The organism is Halolamina salina (assembly GCF_054653455.1).
Genome location: NZ_BAAIGE010000002.1, coordinates 566,139 through 586,542, shown reverse-complemented (window position 1 = coordinate 586,542; position 20,404 = coordinate 566,139). Strand labels below are relative to the sequence as shown.

21 protein-coding genes are annotated in these 20,404 nt (G+C 68.3%); 6 read left to right on the top strand and 15 right to left on the bottom strand.

Annotation, left to right across the window (positions count from 1 at the left end; all coding sequences use genetic code 11):
* The first annotated feature begins 20 nt into the window (after nt 1-20).
* Together ACYQZ5_RS03630 and ACYQZ5_RS03625 are read left to right on the top strand one after the other, a co-directional pair.
* On the top strand, nt 21-632 hold the full coding sequence (locus ACYQZ5_RS03630; protein WP_379731644.1) for a TetR/AcrR family transcriptional regulator: 612 nt from the start codon (nt 21-23) through the stop codon (nt 630-632).
* 132 nt (nt 633-764) lie between these two features.
* Nucleotides 765-1,190 (top strand): hypothetical protein, encoded by a 426-nt coding sequence (locus ACYQZ5_RS03625; protein ID WP_379731645.1) that lies wholly within the window; start codon nt 765-767, stop codon nt 1,188-1,190.
* Between the two features lie 16 nt (nt 1,191-1,206).
* Here the strand turns inward: ACYQZ5_RS03625 and ACYQZ5_RS03620 are convergent, their stop codons facing one another.
* From ACYQZ5_RS03620 to ACYQZ5_RS03605, 4 genes are read right to left on the bottom strand one after another with little or no spacing between them, the layout of a single operon-like run.
* Nucleotides 1,207-1,659 (bottom strand): DUF7529 family protein, encoded by a 453-nt coding sequence (locus tag ACYQZ5_RS03620; RefSeq protein ID WP_379818530.1) that lies wholly within the window; start codon nt 1,657-1,659, stop codon nt 1,207-1,209.
* A gap of 2 nt (nt 1,660-1,661) precedes the next feature.
* Complete coding sequence (locus ACYQZ5_RS03615) at nt 1,662-3,080, bottom strand: ABC transporter permease (protein WP_459845194.1); 1,419 nt, start codon at nt 3,078-3,080, stop codon at nt 1,662-1,664.
* Nucleotides 3,077-4,102, bottom strand: coding sequence for an ABC transporter permease (locus ACYQZ5_RS03610; RefSeq protein WP_379732141.1), 1,026 nt, complete (start codon nt 4,100-4,102; stop codon nt 3,077-3,079). The genes ACYQZ5_RS03615 and ACYQZ5_RS03610 overlap by 4 nt, the downstream gene beginning before the upstream one ends.
* Nucleotides 4,103-4,156: 54 nt before the next feature.
* Entirely contained in the window at nt 4,157-5,998 is a 1,842-nt protein-coding gene (locus ACYQZ5_RS03605) for an ABC transporter substrate-binding protein (RefSeq protein WP_379732142.1), read from the bottom strand.
* A 194-nt stretch (nt 5,999-6,192) separates the two neighbouring features.
* On the opposite strand from ACYQZ5_RS03605, the gene ACYQZ5_RS03600 reads away from it, so the two are divergent.
* A complete protein-coding gene (locus ACYQZ5_RS03600) occupies nt 6,193-6,345 on the top strand; it encodes a hypothetical protein (RefSeq protein WP_379732143.1) in 153 nt (50 codons plus the stop codon).
* Here ACYQZ5_RS03600 and ACYQZ5_RS03595 read toward each other — a convergent pair.
* The 7 genes from ACYQZ5_RS03595 to ACYQZ5_RS03565 all read right to left on the bottom strand — a co-directional run bounded on the left by ACYQZ5_RS03595 (nt 6,342) and on the right by ACYQZ5_RS03565 (nt 11,622).
* Nucleotides 6,342-6,887 carry a ferritin-like domain-containing protein gene (locus ACYQZ5_RS03595; protein WP_379818532.1) on the bottom strand — a complete coding sequence of 182 codons (546 nt, stop codon included), beginning with the start codon at nt 6,885-6,887 and terminating at the stop codon, nt 6,342-6,344. The two genes, ACYQZ5_RS03600 and ACYQZ5_RS03595, sit on opposite strands and share 4 nt — an antisense overlap.
* Complete coding sequence (gene dpsA, locus ACYQZ5_RS03590) at nt 6,884-7,456, bottom strand: DNA starvation/stationary phase protection protein DpsA (protein WP_379730793.1); 573 nt, start codon at nt 7,454-7,456, stop codon at nt 6,884-6,886. Before dpsA (ACYQZ5_RS03590) ends, ACYQZ5_RS03595 begins: the two co-directional genes overlap by 4 nt.
* Before the next feature lie 3 nt (nt 7,457-7,459).
* Nucleotides 7,460-7,993 carry a DNA starvation/stationary phase protection protein DpsA gene (gene dpsA, locus ACYQZ5_RS03585; RefSeq protein ID WP_379730792.1) on the bottom strand — a complete coding sequence of 178 codons (534 nt, stop codon included), beginning with the start codon at nt 7,991-7,993 and terminating at the stop codon, nt 7,460-7,462.
* A gap of 134 nt (nt 7,994-8,127) precedes the next feature.
* Nucleotides 8,128-8,598: a DUF7992 family protein gene (locus ACYQZ5_RS03580; RefSeq protein ID WP_379730791.1), complete on the bottom strand. Its 471-nt coding sequence runs from the start codon at nt 8,596-8,598 to the stop codon at nt 8,128-8,130.
* Between the two features lie 171 nt (nt 8,599-8,769).
* The gene (locus tag ACYQZ5_RS03575) at nt 8,770-9,429 is read right to left on the bottom strand and encodes a hypothetical protein (RefSeq protein ID WP_379730790.1); all 660 of its coding nucleotides are present in this window, start codon (nt 9,427-9,429) and stop codon (nt 8,770-8,772) included.
* 40 nt (nt 9,430-9,469) lie between these two features.
* Complete coding sequence (locus ACYQZ5_RS03570; RefSeq protein ID WP_379730789.1) at nt 9,470-11,395, bottom strand: heavy metal translocating P-type ATPase; 1,926 nt, start codon at nt 11,393-11,395, stop codon at nt 9,470-9,472.
* Nucleotides 11,396-11,406: 11 nt separating this feature from the next.
* Entirely contained in the window at nt 11,407-11,622 is a 216-nt protein-coding gene (locus ACYQZ5_RS03565) for a heavy-metal-associated domain-containing protein (protein WP_379730788.1), read from the bottom strand.
* Nucleotides 11,623-11,809: 187 nt separating this feature from the next.
* On the opposite strand from ACYQZ5_RS03565, the gene ACYQZ5_RS03560 reads away from it, so the two are divergent.
* Nucleotides 11,810-12,361: an ArsR/SmtB family transcription factor gene (locus ACYQZ5_RS03560; protein WP_379730787.1), complete on the top strand. Its 552-nt coding sequence runs from the start codon at nt 11,810-11,812 to the stop codon at nt 12,359-12,361.
* A 509-nt stretch (nt 12,362-12,870) separates the two neighbouring features.
* On the opposite strand, the gene ACYQZ5_RS03555 is transcribed toward ACYQZ5_RS03560, so the two are convergent.
* Complete coding sequence (locus tag ACYQZ5_RS03555) at nt 12,871-14,457, bottom strand: Na+/H+ antiporter NhaC family protein (RefSeq protein WP_379730786.1); 1,587 nt, start codon at nt 14,455-14,457, stop codon at nt 12,871-12,873.
* Nucleotides 14,458-14,736: 279 nt separating this feature from the next.
* On the opposite strand from ACYQZ5_RS03555, the gene asd reads away from it, so the two are divergent.
* Nucleotides 14,737-15,771, top strand: a complete 1,035-nt coding sequence (asd, locus tag ACYQZ5_RS03550) for an aspartate-semialdehyde dehydrogenase (protein ID WP_379730785.1) — start codon at nt 14,737-14,739, stop codon at nt 15,769-15,771.
* A 1-nt stretch (nt 15,772) separates the two neighbouring features.
* Here asd and ACYQZ5_RS03545 read toward each other — a convergent pair whose 3' ends face one another.
* The 3 genes from ACYQZ5_RS03545 to ACYQZ5_RS03535 all read right to left on the bottom strand — a co-directional run bounded on the left by ACYQZ5_RS03545 (nt 15,773) and on the right by ACYQZ5_RS03535 (nt 18,342).
* Complete coding sequence (locus ACYQZ5_RS03545) at nt 15,773-16,720, bottom strand: D-2-hydroxyacid dehydrogenase (RefSeq protein ID WP_379730784.1); 948 nt, start codon at nt 16,718-16,720, stop codon at nt 15,773-15,775.
* A gap of 209 nt (nt 16,721-16,929) precedes the next feature.
* On the bottom strand, nt 16,930-17,490 hold the full coding sequence (locus ACYQZ5_RS03540; RefSeq protein ID WP_379730783.1) for an NUDIX hydrolase: 561 nt from the start codon (nt 17,488-17,490) through the stop codon (nt 16,930-16,932).
* A 6-nt stretch (nt 17,491-17,496) separates the two neighbouring features.
* Nucleotides 17,497-18,342, bottom strand: coding sequence for an eIF2B alpha/beta/delta subunit family protein (locus tag ACYQZ5_RS03535; RefSeq protein ID WP_379818536.1), 846 nt, complete (start codon nt 18,340-18,342; stop codon nt 17,497-17,499).
* A gap of 105 nt (nt 18,343-18,447) precedes the next feature.
* Between ACYQZ5_RS03535 and ACYQZ5_RS03530 the strand changes: the two genes are divergently transcribed.
* Nucleotides 18,448-20,376 (top strand): acetate--CoA ligase, encoded by a 1,929-nt coding sequence (locus ACYQZ5_RS03530; protein WP_459845185.1) that lies wholly within the window; start codon nt 18,448-18,450, stop codon nt 20,374-20,376.
* The last annotated feature ends 28 nt before the right edge of the window (nt 20,377-20,404 follow it).

The window sequence follows — 20,404 nt, the reverse complement described above, 5'->3', positions numbered from 1 at the left end:
GGACTGAACATTCGATCGACATGGGGGAGACACCACCGTTCCTCGCCGACCCCGAGAGCACCCGCGAGTCGATCATGCGGGCGACGTATCTCGCGCTGTGTGAACACGGCTACGCGGGGCTGACGATCCAGCGGATCAGCGAGTCCTTCGAGAAGAGCAAGTCGCTGCTGTACCACCACTACGACGACAAGGACGAACTACTGCTGGCGTTCCTCCAGTTCATGCTGGAGGAGCACGAGGCGTCGGTGCCCGAGACGGCCGACGGCGACGCCGTCGAGCGCCTCGACGCGGTCCTCGACGCGATGCTCGCCCCCTCCCTCGCCGCGGAGCACGAGGAGTTCACCGCCGCGATGGTCGAACTGCGGGCGCAGGCCGCCCACGACGAGCGCTACCGCGAGCAGTTCGCCGAGCACGACCGAGTGTTCCGCGACCGACTCGTCGACGTGATCGCCGACGGCATCGACGCCGGCGCCTTCCGCGAGGTCGACCCCGAGAGCGTCGCGGAGTTTCTGAGCACGGTCGTCGCCGGCGCGATGACCCGCCGAGTCACCGGCGGCGACGACGTGGCGGCGACGGCCGCCCGCGACGAACTCGACGACTACGTCGATCGCGTGCTGCTGGCCGAGGACTGATCCGTCCCTCGGCGTGTCGCTTCTCTTCAGACGCCGAGTTCGTCGACCAGTTCGTGAATCTCCGCGACGGTCAGGTCCAGCCGCGTGCTCCGGCGAGGCCGGCTTTAACCCTCGTCCGGGCCAAGCGCGCGTATGGTCTCGAACACGCGGCTGTACGGCGCCGCGATCGCCGTCGTCTCCGGCGCCTACTCGCTGTGGAGCGCGTCGGTCGGGCCGATGGGAACCGGCGGCTGGCTGATGCTCGCGCTGGGCGCCGTCGTGCTCGTCCACGGCGCGCTGTTGCTGACCGACTACGCCGACCGGCTCGGCGACGCCAGCGGCCCGCTGATGATCGCGTACGCGGTCCTGATGCTATTGAACCAGACCCTACTCGGAACGGGGATGATCGACGGAATGGATGGCGGAATGAACGGCGGCATGGGTGGCGGGATGCAGGGCGGCACGACCATGCCGAGCGCCGGGATGGGCTGGGACGCCGGGATGGTGGCGCTCGCGCTGCTGATGCTGCTCAGCGGCGTCATCATGACGCAGGACGACTCCTCGGACGGCGGGATGTAGACGGGGCGGGCGGCCGCTACCCGAGTTTGTCGACGAACGGTGCGACGCGTTCGTGCCCGAACTGGGCCGCCTCGCCCCCGTCGACGCGGCGCACGAGCGTGCGGGCGGGGGCGTCCGGGTCGGACGCGTGCGGTCGCAGCGAGTCGTGGCCCACGCCGCCCGCGAGCAGGACGACCGGCGCCTCCGGCGCCCGTACTTCCAGCACGAACAGTCGCGTCCCGTCCACGTCGACGTACTGGACCTCGGTCCGGTAGGTAGCGTCGTCGTCGACGGCCGCCGCCAGTTCGTCCGCGGCGTCGCCCGGGACGGTGAAGCTCAGCGTCACCGGATCGTCGCTCCCCCGGACCGTCGCGTGGTCGGCTACGACTTCGACGACCTCGCGGCCCTCCTCGCGGTACGTCGCCGCGGTCGATCCCACGACGTTGCGGACGCGCGTCCACGCCGCAGCGAGAGGATGATCGCCCGACATCGTCAGCCCCCGGCCCCGCTGGCGGCCGCGCTGGCCTCCTCCTCGTTCTCGAGGTTGGTCTCTGAGTCGATCGCGTCGCGGATCCCGTCGCCGAGCGCGTTGAACCCCGTCACGACGATCACGATCAGCACGCCCGGCATCACCGCGATGTGCCACGAGACGGTCGTGAGCAGGGGTTGGCCGACGTTGACGAGCCGGCCCCACTCCGGCGTGGGCGCGGTGACGCCCAGCCCGAGGAAGGAGAGGCCCGCGGCGCCGATGATGATGCCGCCGAGGCTCATCGACGCGTACACCAGCAGGTAGCCGACGACGAACGGGAAGATGTGCCGCAGCATCGTCCGCGGCGAATCGAGGCCGTAGCCGTCGGCGGCGTCGACCCACGCGCGCTCGGACACCTGCAGCGCCGGCCCACGGACCGCGCGCCACAGCGACGGCCAGCCCGTCAGCGCGAAGATCAACGAGAGCAGCACCGCGCCGTTGTACAGCCCGGCGATCCACGTCTGGGAGAGCACCACCGAGAGCATGATCACCACCAGCAGCTGGGGCAGCGACTGGGTCGCGTCGCTGAGCAGGACGATCGCGAGATCGACCAGCCCGCCGTAGTACGCGCTGATCAGCGCGAGTGCCGCCGAGACGGCCGCGCTGACGGTGATCGCGACCAGCCCGATGAACAGCGACACCCGCGCGCCGAGCGCGACCGCGGTGAACAGGTCCTGTCCCGACGGGAGCGTGCCGAACGGGTGGTAGCGGTTGTACCGGTCGTAGCTGAACAGCCCGACGTTGCGCTCCGGGATCCCCTGCGAGGTGGAATCGAGATTCGCCTGCCCGACCGTCACCGTCTGCACCGCGCCGGCGTCCTCGTCGTAGTAGCTCACCTCGTAGCTGAACGGGTCCTCGACGTTGCGCTCCATCGTCGTCGGGCCGAGCGCGGGCGCGAACAGCGCGAGGATCAGGAACAGCACCACGACGACCAGCCCGAACTGCCCCCAGCGGTGGCGGGCGAACCCCCGGACCGCGTCGTCGCGGGGCGTCCAGTCGGCGTCGCGGTACTCCCGCCGCCAGAGCCGGTAGCCGTACCACAGCCAGACACACCAGACGCCGCCGTAGAGGAACGCCAGCGACACCCGCAGCGCCCACGCGCCCGCCGGCGACAGCCCGAGGAACGTCCCCTGCCAGCCGGAGCCGGGGACGTACGCCCCCTGGTTCGGGATCGTCCCCCGGCTGATCAGGGTGGGGATCGAGTCGGCGAGGCTCGACGCGCCGGCGCCGAGCGGGAGCACCTCGGCGGCGAACTGCAGTACGGCGCCGAACTCCGGCAGCGCCAACAGGCCGGCGACCAGCGCCCAGCCGGCCGCGGAGGTGACGAGGACGGGAAGCCGACGCGTCCGGTCGGCGTCCCGCTGGTAGACGTTCCCGCTCATCGTCGCTCCTCGTAGCCGATCCGCGGGTCGATCACCGTGTACAGCAGGTCCTGTGCGATGTTGATGGAGACCGTGATCAGGATGAACACGAACATCAACGAGCCCGCAAGCGGGAGGTCGCCGCTGGTCATCGCCTCGTAGAACAGCGTCCCGATCCCGTTGATCCCGAACACGACCTCGACGAGCACGCTCCCGCCGACCAGCAGGTACGCCTCGCTGGTGACGATCGGGATCAACGGGATCATCGCGTTCCGGAGCACGTGCTTCCCGATGATCCGGTGATCCGGGACGCCGGTGGCCTTCGCCATGTCGACGAAGTCCTCGGTGATGATCTCGAGGACGGCGGTCCGGGAGAGCCGGAGCTCGTTGCCCATCGACGCCGAGCCGAGCACGAACGCGGCGGGGAGGATCTGCTTCGTAGCCGTGACGAACCCGTCGACGGTGCCGAGGTTCGAGAGGTCGGGCGCGCCGACGAGCTCGGTCTCGACGAGGAACGACTCCCAGCCGGCGCCGAGGAACAGCGAGTCAGTGCGGGACAGCAGCGCGAGCAGGATCACCGCCAGCCAGAAGTTCGGCATCGCCCGCCAGACGATCCCCCCGACCGAGGCGGCGTAGTCCTCCGCGGAGTTGGCGTTGAGGCCGGCGTAGATCCCCAGCGGGATGCCGACGAAGATGGGGATGAGCACCGCCCAGAGCCCGAGCCAGATCGTCCGCGGCCCGAACTGCGCGAGCAGGGAAATCGTGCTCTGCCCCGGGTAGACGACCCACGACTGCCCGAGGTCGAACGTGATCAGGTCCGTCATGTACTCGACGTACTGCACGCTGATTGGATCGGTGAGACCGAGCTGTTGCTTGATGCGTTCGAGCTGCTCCTGTGCCTGTGCGCTGTTGACCGGGCCGACGATCGCCGCGGCCGGGCTGAGCGGGCCGACCCGGATTATCAGGAACGTCGCCGTCGTCCCCAGCCACAGCACGGGGATCGACATCAGGATCCGGCGGAGCAGGTAGCCGAGCCGATTCATGAAACGTAGTCGGGTCGAACAGTAATCATGAGGGGAGAAAAATCGGCCGGCGAGTCAGAACGTCACGTCGTCGTACAGGCGGTCGTGGAAGCCGCTGCTCTGGACCGGCACGTCGACGTCGTCGTACCACCACTGCTGGCCGCGCGGGTGGTAGTTCGTGAGGTAGATCGCGTCCTCCCAGATCGCCTCCTCCATCGTGATGAACGCCTCGTTGCGGGCCTGCTGTGCGTCCTCGCCGGGGCCGAGGTTGTTCTGGATCTGCTCCCACGCCTCGGCCGCGCGCCCGGAGGCGTCGGAGGGGTCCTCACGCCACCGGACGAGGTTCCCCTCGTACGGCCGGCCGAACTTGAGCATGTCCATGGGTGAGGGGTACTCCAGCCCGTTCCCGAGCGTGTACATGTCGAGGTTCCCGCTGACGGCCTCGCTGATGATGGTGTTGAACGGCGCCCGCTCGATCGTGAGGTCGACGTGGATCGCCGACGCCTTCGAGCGGAGGACGTCCGCGATCCGCGAGTAGGCGTCCGGGTTCCGGTCGTTGTACAGCGAGAGCGTGATCGAGGCGGGGTTGTCGGGACCGTAGCCCGCCTCCTCCATCGTCGTCCGTGCCTCCTCCATCATCGCCTCGTTGTAGCCGTACGGGAAGTTCTCCTCCGCGTGCTGGTCGTACGCCTCCTTCCCGCCGGGGAACACCGACGGCGGGCTCTGGTGGTACGCCGGCTCGCCGACGCCGCGGAACCCCTGTTCGACGAAGTTCTCCTGATTGACCGCGTAGTTCAGCGCCTGCCGGACCGGCTTCTCGACGCGCGAACAGTCGAAGATGAAGTACGCGGTGTAGGCGTCGTCCCACGTCGCGTAGTTCACGGTCTCGTCGTTCGACAGCGGCCCGTACGTCCCGACCCGCTGGCCCAGTTCGCGGGTCTCCTCGAAGGAGACCTTGCTCGGGTCGAACCGGGAGTTGGGGAGCTGGAACACCTGGACGCTTTCGTTAACCGCGCGCTGGTAGCTCGCCTGCGTGTTCTGGACCACCTGCATCCGGATCTCGTCGGGACCCGGCTCCTCGCCGTGGTACTCCTCGTCGGCGGCGAGGACGACCTCCGTCCCCGTCTCGACGGTCTCCGCACGGAAGGGACCCGTCCCGATCGGCGACTGCGAGGCGAACTCCGAGTACGCCATCTCGCCGTCGTACCCCTCGACATCGCCGACGATCCCCTCCGGGACCGGGCTCAGCGAGCCGTACGCGAACCAGAACAGCGCGTCGAAGAAGGGGCTGGCGAGCGTCACTTCGAGCGTGGTGTCGTCGACCGCCTCGACCGCGAGGCTGCCGGGCTCGTACACCTCCTGCTCCTCGCCGTCGACCGTCTCGGTGGTGGTGTCGTGTTCGATCTGGAAGCCGCCCTCGAGGATGACGCCGCCCTCCTGACTGTTCTCGGAGGCGGCGAGGCGCTCCCAGGAGTACACCACGTCCGAGGCGGTCAGCTGCTCGCCGTTGTGGAACGTCACGTCCTCCCGGAGCTGGAACGTGTACGTCCGCCCGTCGTCGGACACCGAGTAGTCCGAGACCAGCTGCGCCTCCGGCTCCAGACTCCCACGGGGGAGGGCGAACAGCTCGCTGAACACGTGGTCGGAGACGAGCTGTGAGCCGTCGCCTTTGATCTGTACCGGGTCGAAGTTCGCCGCGTTCGGGATCGACAGCGACAGCGTGTTCCCGGTCGGTGTCTCCCCCGCCCCGCCGTCGGTCCCCTCGGTCCCCCCGGACGGCTCCGTCTCCCCGCCCGACGTCGGCGACTCGGTCCCGTTCCCGCCGCCGCTACAGCCCGCAAGCCCCGCGGTGGCGACGACCCCAGCCGTCTTCAGAAATGTCCGCCGTGCACGACCGCCCTCGTTGGAATCTTGCACACGAGCGAGATGCTTTCTGGGGCGAAATAACGGATCGGATACAGGAAATCACACAGGGGTATGCATATTTTAAAGTCGTATTATCCCGTGTATACTCATCTATACGGGTCACACCGGTTGCGTCAGGAGGGCTATATAGTCGCGTGGCGGCCGACCCGAAGTTTTATTTCTTTAGGTACCCCTAAATCGGGACGATGCCGACGAACGAGCCGGTCGAGGGGGACGATCGGGCGGAGCTACCCGCCGTGAACGCCCACTGTCTCTCGACCGAGCGAACCGTGTTCACCGAACAGGGGAACGAGGACGGCTGGATCTCGACGGATCTGACCGTCGAGGTCCGCCGCTAGAGGCTGTCGTCGCCGAGGTAGCGCTCGATCGTGTGCGCGTCCCGTTCGATCGTAAGCAGTCCTTCTTCCAGCGCCTCGGCCGTGCGCTCGTCGCTGACCGATCGGGCCGTCTCGATCGCCTCGCGGAACGTCACCGCGAGCGCCGCGTAGCCGTCGAGGTCGCTCGCGAGCGCGTCGCGCAGCGCGTAGGCGTCGCCGCCCTCGATCCGCATCGGCGCGTGCTCGCGGATCCCCATCGGGCCGTTGACCGGGACGCCGCCCAGCGCGTGGACGCGGATCGCGAGCTCGTCGGTCAGGTCGCTGAGCCGGTCGGCCTGCTCCTCGAGCCGTTCCTCGACCTGGTGGGACTCCGCGCCCTCGATCGTCCAGTAGTGCTTGCGGAGCTGATTGAACAGGATGTACAGCCCCGAGAGACAGCGGTTCACGTCCTCGATCACCGCGGCGGCCGCCTCGGGGTCGAGCCGGAGCTCGTTGTCGCCGACGGTGCCCCACTCGCGGCGGCGCTCCTCCTCGGCCGGGTGGCGAAGGTGTGGCGCGCTCATCGGTCCACCTCCACGAGCGCGTCGTCCTCGAGGTAGCGCTCGATCGTGTGGGCGTCCTCCTCGATCGTCTCGAGGCGGTCCGAGAGCAGTTCGTAGCTGGCCTCGTCGCCGATCTCGTCGGCGGTGTTGATCGCCTCGCGGAAGCTGACCGCCAGCGTGGCGTACGCGTCCAGATCGCCCTCGAGCGAAGCGCGCAGGCTGTAGAGGTGCTCGGCTTCGAGGTGGACCGCCGCGTACTCCTGGATCTCCGGCGGGGTGCTCACGGGGACGCCGCCGAGTTCGGTGATCCGCTCGGCGACGCTGTCGTCGATCTCGCGGAGCCGTTCGTAGGCGTCGCCGAGGAACTCGGCGACCTCCCCGGACTCGGCGCCCTCGGCGCTCCAGTAGTGTTTCCGCACGAGGTAGAAGAGGTTGAACGCCCCCGCGTGGGCGACGTTCAGCGCCTCCACCATCTCGGCGGCCTCCTCGGGGTCGAGCCGGACCGCGTTCCCGTCGACGGTTCCCCGTTCCTGTCGGACGGTCCCGTCCGGCAGGTCGCGGACGAGCCGTCCGCGTTTGGGCTCGGACACGGGTTACTCCTGGACGAGCGTGTCGTTCTCGAGGTAGTGGTCGATGTCGTGGGCGTCGTCCTCCAGATCCTCCAGCACCTCGCGGAGGAGCTCGGCCGTCGCGTAGTCGCCGAGGTCGGTCGCGAGGCCGACGTGCTCGCGCACGTTCTCGATCACGTCGCCGTACGCCTCAAGGTCGGCCTCCAGCGAGTCGCGGATCGCGTACACGTCCTCGCCCTCGAACTCGACGTAGGCGTGCTCCTCCTGTGCGGCCGGGCCCGCGACGGGCACGCCCCCGAGCGCCTGTGCGCGCTCGGCGATCGCGTCGGCGTGGTCCTCGAGCGTCCCGGCGGCGTCGTCGAGGAAGTCGTGAAGGTCGCCGGATTCGGCGCCCTCGACGTTCCAGTGGTGCTTGCGAACCTGGTGATAGAGCACGTACGTCGACGCCAGATCGCGGTTCAGGGCGTCGACGATCTGCTCGGCCTTCTCGGTGTCGATGCGAACGGCGTTCTCCTCGACGGTGTCGGCACGCTGTCGGGCAGTCTTCTGGGTACTCATAGGTGTCTACAGGTAGGGACGGGACACTGATAAATCTTACAGCCGATACCGCCAGATTTCGGGGGTTTCGGACGGCCTAAACGCCCGAAACGGGCACTCCCAAACGCCGGTCTTCCGGGCCGTCGACCCGGTGGCTACTCCCCGCGCGATCCGTACCTGTCCTCCGCCCAGTCGTCGTTGTCTATCCCCTCCCGTTCGATGTAGTCCTCGAGCACCTCGTACACGGTCCGGGCGAGGTCCGTCAACGCGGTGTCGATCGTCGCGAGGTCGTCCGAGTCGAGCGACACGCTCACGTCCTGCTCCTGCCAGTCATCGGGAATCTCCGGCACGTCGAACCGAAGCCGATCCTCGGTCGGATCCCAGTAGAAGTCGATCGCGTGGAACAGCCCGAGATCACGGACGGCCTGGGCCTGCGTCTCGTCGAGGTCGGTGTACTCCTCCCACTCGTTGAACCCCTCCCTCCACGCGCCTGACTGGAGCAGGTCCTCGAGATCCTCACGGTAGAAATCCTCCGAGCCGAGCGTGTCGTCGTCCCACTCGAAATCTCGGGGCATCCCACGGTTCGAGAGGTCCGGCGGGTCGGGCATCGCGATATCGAGTGACATACCCGACAGTTCGCCCGGACGAGGGATAAAGCCCGTTGCCGAAGACTGGCGTCGACGATCGTGGCGCGGTCGTCGGGACGAACGCGCTGCCGGCCGTCGAGTGTACGCCGGAACACTACCCACGAGTTGCTACTAGCAGGCTCCGCGGAACGAAAATCGAGCGTTCTGTGGTTAGTGTTCGACGGTCGTGACGGTGAACAGCGAGTCGTCGGAGAGCACACTCTGGACGCGGCCGTGCCACACGTCGGCGAACAGCTCGCGCTCCTCGTCGCTCGCCGTCCCCTCGATGATCTGTTGGAGGTTGCCGAGTGCTGGCCCGCCGTCCGGGACGTCGCCGACGTGGTAGGTCACCTCGACGGTTTCGTCGGTGTCGGTCCGGCGGAAGCGGAACGTCGGGGCGGCAGTATCGGGGTCGAACGCGTCGAACGTCAGCATGTTCCGGCGGTCACCGTAGCCGCCGGCGAGCCCGCCGAAGCCGTCCTCCTGGGCCGCGCCGGTCACGTACGAGATGAGGCGTCCCATCACGCCGTACGTGGCGTCGTCGCGCGGTCCCGCAGCGAGTACCTCGATCTCGCTCCGGACGGGGAGATCGTCCGGATACAGCGCGTCGAGGCCCAGCTGGGCGATGCGATAGGCGCCCGACGCTGTCGGGCAGGAGTGACCCGCCGCCGTCACCACGTCCTCGTAGGTGACGACGAACGGGTCGCCGGGGTCGAGGACGGCGAGCGCTTCCGCGACGGGGTCACGGACCCGGATCGGTTCGACGTCGTATTCGACGGCCATGTTCGAGCCGGGACGGTTCGTGTCGGTCGGGGTCGTGTTCTCTGACATCGTGGTCGGGTGTAATCGTTGGTTCGTGACTCGGTCCTGTTCAGTACCGCAGCAGCCGCATCCCGTTGCCGATCACGGCGAGGACGCTCGCCTCGTGAACGAGCATCCCGAGCGCGAGCGTGACGTAGCTCGTCAGGACCCCTGCCAGCAGGAGCGTCACCGTCAGCACCGCGAGGCCGACGTTCTCGTAGATGTTCCGCCGGGTGGCCTTGCTGAGCGTCACCGCGTAGGGGATCCGTTCGAGGTCGTCCGCCATCAGCGCCATGTCCGCCGTCTCGATGGCGGTATCCGTGCCGGCGGCGCCCATGGCGATACCCACGTCGGCAGTCGCCAGCGACGGCGCGTCGTTGATGCCGTCGCCGACCATCGCCACGACGTGGCCAACCTCGCGGAACTCCTCGATGACAGTCTGCTTGTCCTCGGGGAGCAGCTCCGCGCGGTAGTCGTCGATACCGACCTCCTCGGCGACCGCGCGAGCGGTGCGCTCGTTGTCGCCGGTCAGCATCACCGTCTCGATGTCCGCGTCCTGGAGCTGCTGGACGACGCCGGGTGCGGCCTCGCGCAGTTCGTCCCGGAGCGCGATCGCACCGACGACGACGCCGTCGCGGACCACGTGAACGGTCGTTTCGCCGCGCTCCTCGCGGCTGCGAACGTACTCCGCGACCTCGTCGGGGAGCTCGACCCCGCGCTCGTCGAGCAGTGCGCGGTTCCCGACGACGATCTCGCGACCGTCGTAGTGAGCGACGACGCCCTTCCCGGCGACCACGTCGAAGTCGTCCGGGTCAGGGAGCGACCGCGCGTCCGTGATTGCTGAACCGTCGTCCGCTCGGGTCGTCGTCGTCCCGCCATCGGTCGCGGGGTCCCGTCGGTTCTGCGCCGCCTCGAGGATGGCGTCGCCGAGGTGGTGTTCGCTCTTCTTCTCGGCGACGGCTGCAAGCTCCAGCACGTCGCTGGCCTCGGCGTCGAACCCGGCGACGTCGGCGACGGTCGTCTCGCCCTTCGTGAGCGTGCCCGTCTTGTCGAAGGCGACGAGGTCGATCTTGCCCGCCCGCTCGAGGTGCTCGCCACCCTTCATCAGAACGCCGCTTCGGGCGGCGTTACCGATCGCGGAGACGATGCTGACCGGCGGCCCGATCACCAGGGCCCCGGGGCAGCCGATGACCAGCAGCGTCAGCGACAGGATCGCGTTCTGCGTGACCGCGTAGGCCCCGATGGACAGTGCGATCACACCGGGGGTGTAGTACTTCGCGAAGCGGTCGATGAGGCTCTCCGTCGGGGACTGCGCCTCCTGGGCCTCCTCGACGCGCTGGATGATCCGCTGGAGCGTCGTGTCCGAGCCGGCGCCCGTCGTCTCGATCTCCAGTGAACCTTCCTGGTTGATGGTGCCGGCGTACACTTCGTCGCCGTCGGCCTTGTGGACGGGCGCGCTCTCGCCGGTGACCGGCGCCTGGTTGACGGCGCTCTCCCCGTCGACGACGTCGCCGTCAACGGGGATCTTCTCGCCGGGCTTGACGATGACGACCTCGCCCGTTTCGACCTCGCGGGCGGGCACCTCTTTTTGCTCGCCGTCGCGGCGCACGGTGGCCGTGTCGGGCGTCATCTCCAGCAGTTCTTCGAGGGCGTTGCGCGTCTTGCGCATTGTCCGCCCCTCGAGGTACGACCCCAGTGCGAACAGGAAGACCACCGCGGCGGCCTCCCAGTACGAGCCGATACCGATCGCGCCGACGGCGGCCAGGGTCACGAGCGTCTTGATGCCGAGCGTCCGGTTTTTGACCTCGTGGTAGGCCGTCTTGGCGATGTCGTAGCCGCCGACGATCGCCGCGAGAACGAGGATGGCGGAGCTCGCGGTATCGAGGCTGGTGAGGTAGCCGAGCGTCCAGCCGCCGGCGTACAGCAGGCCGCTCACCGCGACGATGACGGCCTTCCGATTTTTGCGATAGTACCGTTTGACTGATTGGGTATCCATGGCTCTCCTCCTCAGGCAGGCTGGGGCGTGTACCCCTGATTTTCGATGGTCTGTTCGAACGTGGCGGGGTCGGCGACGCTGTCGTCGTAGTCGATCTCGACGCGGCCGGTCGAGTAGTGTACCTCGACATCTTCGACGCCCTCCTGATTCGAGAGGGCGCGTTCGACGGTGCTCGCACAGCTCGGGCAGTCGAAGTCCATCACGCGGAGTTGCGTCGTTTCGGTCATCGCAGTTCAACGTAGCATCCGTGCAGCCATAAGTATTTTTTAAATGATATGTTTGAATGGAGATACGAGCTGTTTGAACGGACAAACGAGTCGTCCAGAGCTTTCAGAACTCTCCCGAGACCGGACGTCGAGCGAAGCTCGAATGCCGGTCGTCATTACTTAGCGTGTACAGGCCGTTAGTTCACGTATGAGCACGTCCGATGCCGCCCACGATCTCGAGGATATCGCCGTTCGAGACACGCGGGTCTCCGACGCTATCGACGAACCGATGCGGGCGATGATCCTCGATATTCTCGCCGAAAAAGCGCGGACGGCGAGCGACGTACACGAGCGCCTCGCTGACCGCGGGGTAGACCGGACGGAGAACACCGTGCGTCACCACATCAACGAACTTCGGGATGTGGGCCTCGTCGACGTGGTTCGATTCGAGGAGGGACGGGGCGGGACAACGAAGTACTACGGGGCAAACACGACCGTTCTCTCGTACTCGCTGCCGGAGTCAGCCGATCCCGCTATCGAGGAGATGATCGACGCGGTCCAGCCACAGATCGAGAGTGTACTCGGGACGCTGACCGAGGAGTACGACGACGCGATAGACGAGATCACGGCGGAGATGCAACCCTGCGAGCACTGTCGTACCCAGAAATACGAAACCTACGTGCTCCTGACAGTCCTCCGCCGGGCCTTCGTCCGAGCACATCGAGACGGGGAGTCCGCATCCGCCACGCAGGAGTCCTGAGACGTATCGTTTTGACCCGAGAAAACATGACATCGAACATTTACGTGGTGTCTGCAGCATAGACATCCGAACCCGACAGATGTGAGTACTCCCGGTAGACCTCTTCTCGGGTTCGTTGTCACCGACCGTTTCCACAAATCCGACGGGAACGAGGCGTCAATACCGAAGAACGCCGTTCGACGATAGCCGATAGCTGAAGCGATCTATATTTTCAGATAATTCTTAAGGAACGCTCGAAATGTACGCCCGGAACACTAACTGCCAGCCTCATCCCGGGGCTGCGTGCCGCGTCGGCTGGCTAACCCTCGTGCCGGGCGACCGGGTACGCCCCGGCGGGCGGTCGCTCTCGCGACGGGTGTTCCGCGCCCGGGTTCGCCACGCTGTCATCGCTCCCATGCGGGAGTGCTCGGGTGGGGACTGAAGGCGCGGACTCGATCTACCGGGCGCAGGTGGTTAAAAGGTGCGTCGGGTTGGTCGGTCGTCGCCGGCTGCTCGCGTCGGCGACACCCTCACTCCTCGCCCACGGGCTCCTGCGGCGTATCGGCGGCGACCGGCTCGATCCCCTTGCGGTCCGCGTCGAGCTCCGAGAGGCCGTAGACGAGGCCGACGAGCGCGAGGACGCCGACCGGGAGCAGCGCGACCGGGGTGATCCGGGTGACCCCCCACACGAGCAGCAGCACGACGGCGACGAGCGCCACGGTGAGCGCGTAGTACAACTGCGTGCGGACGTGGTCGACGAGGTCGGCGCCGGTGAACGTCGCCGAGAGCACCGTCGTGTCCGAGATGGGTGAGCTGTGGTCGCCGAAGATGGCGCCGGAGAAGATCACGCCGACCATCGCCGCGATGATGGTGTGGTCGCCGGTGAGGCTCCACGCCACCGGGATCACGATCGGCGTCAGGATCCCCATCGTCCCCCAGGAGGTGCCCGTCGAGAACGCGATAAAGGCCGCGAGCACCAGCACCAGCGCGGGCAGCACCGCGATCGGGAACTGGTCGCCGACGATCCCAGCGACGTACTCGCCGGTCTGGAGCGCGCTCACGACCTCGCCGATCCCCCACGCGAGCACGAGGATCGACACCGCGGTGAGCATCAGGCCGAACCCCTCGATCACCGTGTCCGTTGACTCCCCGAGAGTGAGGATGCCGTAGAACTTCCCGAGCAGGAACCCGGTGACGACCATCGCGAAGGAGCCGTAGATGAGCGCCGACGCGAAGTCGGCGTTGGTCACCATGTCCATCAGGCTCGCGCCGGGCGAGTAGCCGGTCCACAGCGCGCTCCCGATCGTGACGGCGATGAGCACTGCGATCGGCACGAAGAAGCTCACGAGCCGGGGGTCCCTCGCGCTCGGCTCGCCGAGGTCGGACTGCACGTCCTGCATCGGGCGGGCGTCCTCGCGGTTCACTTGCCCGGTGCTCCACGACCGGTGCTCGGCGTCGAGCATCTCGCCGTAGTCACGCCCGGAGAAGACGATGATCGCGACCATCACGATCGCGAGGATGGAGTACATATTGAACGGGATGGAGCTGAGGAACACCTCGAACGCCGGCGGGTGGTCGGCGACGCCGGCGGCCTCGTAACCGTCGGTGATGAGCGAGAGTTGGAACGCGACCCACGAGGAGATGCCCAGCGTCGCCACCGGCGCCGCCGTGGAGTCGACGATGTACGACAGCTTCTCCCGGGAGATCCGCAGGTGGTCGGAGACGTCCTTCATCGCGGAGCCGACGATCGCCGTGTTGGCGTAGTCGTCGAAGAAGAGTACGACCCCGAGCAGCCACGCCACGGCGCCGACTTTCCGTTGGGTGTCGAGCTTCGCGATCGCCCAGTCGCGGACGGCGTAGGAGCCGCCGAGGTTCCAGATCATCGCGACCCCCGCCCCCAACAGGAGCGTGAAGACGAGGATGCGGACGTGGAAATCCCCGGCGACCGCGGCGACGATCCAATCGAACGTCTGGACGATCCCGAGCCCGCCCGTGTAGATCACCGCCCCGGCCCAGATGCCGAGGAACAGCGACAGCACCGCCTTCCGGGTCACGATCGCGAGCACGATCGCGAGCAACGGCGGGAGCACCGACAGTGCGCCGAACTCTGATGCCATATTCGTGGAGATATATCTCGAGAGCGTATAAAACAAGCAGGCACTTCACCCGGACGTGGGAGGAAGCCACACGTTCCTCAGTACGTCCGCGGCGCCGACCCCGACGAAGCACCAGCAGGCGCGGGGGGCCGCCGAGGATTCGTCGGCGGCGGCCGAGGCGCGCCGACGGTTCGCAGCCGAACCGGGATCGAGAGCACGGAACTCTCGAAATCGGCAGTTAGCCGGGTTCTCTCGCCCGCTACCCGAACGCACTTACCGTCGGCTCCCCAGCCACAGGTAATGTCCGTTCGTGTCGGCCTGCTCGGCGCTACCGGCGCCGTAGGCCAACGGTTCGTTCAGCTACTCGAAGACCACCCGACGTTCGAGATCGCCGCGGTCACCGCCAGCCCGGAGAGCGCCGGGAAGAGCTACCGCGACGCCGCCAAGTGGCGCGTCGACACGCCGATCCCGGATCACGTCGCCGAGATGACCGTCCGCGAGACGACGCCGGAGGCGCTGCCGGACGATCTGGACCTGCTGTTCTCCTCGCTGCCCTCCGGCGTCGGCGCCGCGGTCGAGCCGGAACTCTGCCGGGCGGGCTACGTCGTCTCCTCGAACTCCTCGAACGAGCGCATGGCCGAGGACGTGCCGCTCACGATCCCGGAGGTCAACCCCGACCACCTCGACCTGCTCGAGACCCAGCGCGAGGAGCGCGGCTGGGACGGCGCGCTCGTCAAGAACCCCAACTGCTCGACGATCACGATGGTCCCGACGCTCGCCGCGCTCGATCAGTTCGGTCTCGAACGCGTCCACGTCGCGACCCTGCAGGCCGTCTCCGGCGCGGGCTACTCCGGCGTCACGTCGATGGAGATCATCGACAACGTCCTCCCCCACATCGGCGGCGAGGAGGCGAAGATGGAGACCGAGTCCCGGAAGCTGCTCGGCGACGTGGAGAACGGCGAGCTCTCGCTGCACGACGTGGACGTGTCCGCTTCCTGCAACCGCGTCCCCTCGCTCGACGGCCATCTGGAGAACGTGTTCGCCGAACTCGACGCCAACCCCGATCCCGAGGCCGTCCACGAGGCGCTGGAGAGCCTCGACGGCGCGGACCTGCCCTCCGCCCCCGATCAGCCGATCCACGTGTTCGCCGACCCGGATCGACCGCAGCCGCGGCTCGACCGAATGCGCGGCAAGGGAATGCAGATTTCGGCAGGTGGGCTGCGCGAGACCGCCGAGGGGGTCCAGTACAACTGTCTCGCACACAACACCATCCGCGGCGCCGCCGGCGCGTCGGTGCTCAACGGCGAACTGCTGGTCGAGGAAGGCTGGGTCTAAGCTAGGCGACGCGGTTCTCGATCTCGCCGCCCTCTTCGAGCGCCTCGTAGTTCCCCGCCACGATGTCGGCCAGCCGCTCGAAGTACACCGGGGAGTGGCCCGCGTTGTGGGGCGTGATCCGGACGTTGTCGAACCCCCAGAGCGGGTGGTCAGCCGGCAGCGGCTCGGGGTCGGTGACGTCGAGGAACGCGGCGCCGATGGCGTTGCCCCGGAGCGCCCGGACCAGCGCGTCGGTGTCGACGACGCCCCCGCGGGCGATGTTGACGAGGTTCGCGTCCGCCGACATCGTCTTGAACGCCTCGTCGTCGAGCAGGTTCCGGGTCGCGTCCGTGAGCGGGCAGGCGAGCACGACCGAGTCGCTGCGCCGCAGCGCGTCGTGAATCTCGTCGAAGCCGAGCACCTCGTCGGTCGGTCCGCCCTTCTCGGGGGTGTAGCGGACGCCGATCGTGTCGACGCCGAACGGTTCCAGCCGGTCGACGACTGCCTGCCCGATCGCGCCCATCCCGACGACGGTGATTGTTGAGCCGTAGAGCTCCTGACTGCCGAAGGACTGCCAGACGCGCTCCTCCTGCTGGCGGGCCGCGCGGGGGAAGTTCCGCGCCAGCGAGATCAGCGCGCCGATCACGTACTCCGAGATGTTCGGCCCGTGGACGCCGGAGGCGTTGGTGACGGCGACGCCCGCCTCCTCCAGCGCCTTCATCGGGAGGTGGCCCGTCCCGGCGTAGGAGCAGGCGAACAGTTCGAGGTTCTCCGCGCGGTCGAGCATCTCGGGGTCGATGTTGAAGCCGGCGACGACGCGGGCGCCCTCGATCAGCTCCCGCTCCTCCTCGGGCGTCCGGCCGACCGCGATGTCGGCGTCGGGGAGCCACTCGCGCATCGCGTCGGCGTACTCGTCGACGGACAGTCCGTGGATCTTCTGGCGCAACAGCAGCACGTCTGGCTCGCTCATACTCGCGGCGTCGACCCGCGACGGAAAGAGTGTACCCTTCTCGGCAGGTCACGGGCGGCGGGTCGGCCCACCCGAAGCGGCGACGCCCCGCCGACGCAGATCACTGTGAGGGCAACGCTCGACCGACTCGCCCACCTGTTCCCGACATGTCACAGGAAGCGGTCGCGCGCCGGTACACGGACCGGGACACCGCGTAAATCGGTCGTCGCTCACACCACCGGCGGCGCCGTCGGGTCCGTCACCACCGGGATCACGTTCGCCGGCACCTCGTCGAACCACCGCACGTCGAGCACCGTCTCGCCGTCGTCCAGTCGGTCCGGATCGACGCCGGCCTCCCCGCCCACGGCGTCGGCGGTGAAGAACACCTCCAGCAGGTAGCCGCGGCGCTGGGGGTCGTCACGGCGGACGAACCGCTTCCTGACCGCGCGCCAGACGCCCGTGATCTCGCAGTCGACGCCCGTCTCCTCCCGAACCTCACGTTTGGCGGTCTCGGGGAACGTCTCGCCGGACTCGTGGCCGCCGCCGGGGAGCACCCACGTCTCGGGGTCGCGGTCGTCGCGGAGCAGGAGGAGTCGCCCGTCGTCGTCGGTGACGCGGGCGCCCGCCGCGCCCCGCTGGCCGCGCTCGAACATCTCGACGCCGTGCTCGAAGAACTCGGGATTGTTGAGCCGGGTGGCGTCGACGACCGGGAACGGCCCGAACTGCTCGCGGAGACCGTCGATCCGGTCGTCAATCGCACGGCGCGTGCGGAGCGAGAGCGGGGCGGGCATCGCGGCTCAGGGCTCGCCGACGCCCTCGTCGGTGATCAGCGTGTCCACCAGTTCGACCGGCGTGGCGTCGTACGCGGGGTTCTCGATCTCGACGCCCTCGACGGGTTCGCGCATCACTTCGCTGCCCGGGCGGAACTCGTTCTCGAAGCGGAACTCGTCGATCACCTTGGTCGAGGAGCCGACGACTGTCACGGGCACGTCCTCGCGGTCGGCGACCGCGGCGATAGGGTAGGTGCCGATGCGGTTGTACAGCGTCCCCTCGACGATGCAGTCCATCCCGACGATCACGCGGTCGACCTCGTCCATCACGTAGCCGGCGGCGCTGTCGACCAGCAGGTGGGGCTCCACGCGGTCGATCCCCGCGAGCATCCGGGCGGTCTTGCGCCCGAGGTAGCGCGGCCGGGCCTCGGTGACGTACGCCGTCAGGTGGGTGCCGTCGGCGCAGGCGGTCTCGACCGCTTCGAGGACGGTCGAGGAGTAGTCGTGGGTGAGGATCGTCTCGCCGTCCTCGAACGTGTCCGCCGCGTGGGCGGCCGCGCGGCGCTTGCCCGCCTCGACGCGCTCGACGGCCTCTTCGATGGCCTGTTCGAGCAGCGCCTTGGCCTCCTCGGGCGTGTCGGCCTCGCCCACCACGGCGTCGGTGATGCTGCGCATCGCGGTGTGGAGCGACGCGTGGGAGGGGTTCGCCCGCCGGAGCGCGCCAGCGTTGTGTTCGAGATCGCGGTCGAACGCGTCCGCGGAGACGTACTCCCGATCCAGTAGCTCCCGGAGCGCGGTGGCGGCTTTCACCGCGACGGCCGAGGAGGAGTGGCTCCGCATCTCCCGGATCTCGGCGACCGTCTCGTCGATCATGGTCGCCGCTGGGGCCGCTCGCCCGATAGGTGTTGCTACTCGCGGAACGGGCGAAGGGGACCCCGAGCGGGAAACTTATCCCCCTCACACCACCCACCCCAAACGATGACGGGTGACGGCGCCGACCGCACGCCGGGGACGGCGATCGACCCCCCGGAGTGGTTCAGGTCGGCCGCGGCGGTCTCGAACCCCGAGATCTACGAGCGGTTCGAGCGCGACTGGCCCGACTGCTGGGCGCGCGCCGGCGACCTGCTCGACTGGGAGCGCGAGTACGAGACGGCGTTCCGCGGCGGCGACACGCCCCCGTTCGAGTGGTTCCCCGGCGGCGAACTCAACGCCTCGGTCAACTGTCTCGACCGCCACCTCCCCGAACGCAAGAACCAGCGCGCGCTGGTCTGGGAGGGCCAACTCGACGAGCGCCGGAGCTACACCTACCTCGAACTGTACCGCGAGGTGAACGCGCTGGCGGCGGGGCTGCGCGACCTCGGCGTCGAGGCGGGCGACGTGGTGACGATCTACCTCCCGATGGTGCCGGAGCTCCCGGCGGCGATGCTGGCGTGCGCCCGCCTCGGCGCGATCCACAACGTCGTCTTCGCAGGGTTCTCCGCGGACGCGCTCGCGACGCGGATGCGGCGGGCCGACTCCGGCTTCCTGCTCACCTGCGACGGCTACTACCGCCGCGGCGACGCGATCGCCCAGAAGAACAAGGCCGACAACGCCCGCCTCGAACTGGACCGCGACGTGGACGTGGTGGTGCTCGACCACCTCGGGCAGGGCGTCCACCTCGGCGAGGGGTACCACGACTACGACGACCTGATCGACGCACACGAGGGAACGGAGGTCGAGCCGGTCGCCCGGGACGCCGCCGACCCGCTGTTCCGGATCTACACCTCCGGCACCACCGGCGAGCCGCGCGGTGTGACCCACACCACCGGCGGCTACCTCGCCCACGTCGCGTGGACCGCCCAGTCGGTGCTCGATATCCGCCCTGAGGACACGTACTGGTGTGCCGCCGACATCGGCTGGATCACGGGCCACTCCTACGTCGTCTACGGCCCGCTCGCGCTGGGGACGACCACCGTCCTCTCGGCGGGCACCGCCGACCACCCCGAACGCGACCGGCTCTGGAAGCTGATCGACCGCCACGCCGTCGACGTGTTCTACACCGCGCCCACGGCGATCCGGGCGTTCATGAAGTGGGGCGCCGAGCATCCCGAACGGCACGACCTCTCCAGCCTCCGGCTGCTCGGCACGGTCGGCGAGCCGATCGACGAGCGGGCGTGGCACTGGTACCGCGACCACATCGGCGGCGGCGACTGCCCGATCGTCGACACCTGGTGGCAGACCGAGACGGGCGCGATCCTCGTCTCGACGCTGCCCGGCGTCGACGCGATGAAGCCCGGCGCCGCCGGGAAGCCGCTGCCCGGGATCGAGGCCGAGGTCGCCGGTCCGGGCGGCGAGCCGGTCGACCCCGGCGAGCGCGGCGAACTCGTCCTCACGCGCCCGTGGCCGGGGATGCCGACGGCACTGGCTGAGGGTGCCGACTGGGGCGAGCGCGCGACCACGGAGCGCGACGGCTGGCGCTACTACCCCGAGGACGCCGCGACGGTCGACGACGACGGCTACGTCACGTTCCTCGGCCGCGCCGACGAGTCGGTCAACGTCGCGGGCCGCCGGTTCAGTACGATGGAACTGGAGTCGACGATCGTCGGCGTCCCCGGGATCGCGGAGGCCGCGGTCGTCGGCGCCGACCACGAGACCACCGGCACCGCGATCTACGCCTTCGTCGCGCCCGAACACGGCGCCGACGAGGGCGAACTCCGGGAGCGAGTCCGCGACGCCGTCGAGGACGCCGTCGGCGCCGTCGCGATCCCCGAGGCCGTCGTGTTCACCCCGGACCTCCCCAAGACGCGCTCGGGGAAGATCATGCGTCGCCTGCTCGAGGACGTGGCCAACGACGAGGACCTCGGCGACACCTCGGCGCTTCGCAACCCCGAAATCGTCGGTGAACTCCAGTCCCGGACACCGGACTGATTTCGGAGAGTTCGCTCGTCCGAAACAG